Raw genomic sequence first — 333 nt, 5'->3', positions numbered from 1 at the left:
TTTGTTCAGTTTTCAAAGAGCAATTTCGCTGTCGTTTACTTCGTAAGCGTCTTTTATATCTTACCATGTCTTCAACCAAGTTGTCAACATGTTTTTTTATTTTCTTTGTTTTGATGAAGCTGCGAAAGCTGATGTCCCGCAGCGACATGTATTAATATATCACCTATATTATTATTGGTCAATAATAAAAATCAATTTTTTAAAAGTTTTTTTAAACGGAATAATATCGATGATAAACATCGTGCCCTTTCGTCTCCACTTTGATCACATCGATCACCTTTTTCTCTATCAAATATTCTATTAAAACGCCTAAATCGACTGAGTAATATTTAA

At 31.2% G+C, this 333-nt stretch carries 1 pseudogene; it reads right to left on the bottom strand.

The features are described 5' to 3' along the window. Positions 1–211: 211 nt before the first annotated feature. Positions 212–333 (bottom strand): annotated as a pseudogene (locus CVN76_RS32050) (nucleotidyltransferase-like protein); the annotation flags it as partial.

This window comes from Bacillus sp. mrc49 (assembly GCF_002803435.1).
This window is presented reverse-complemented; position numbering and strand designations above follow the sequence as displayed.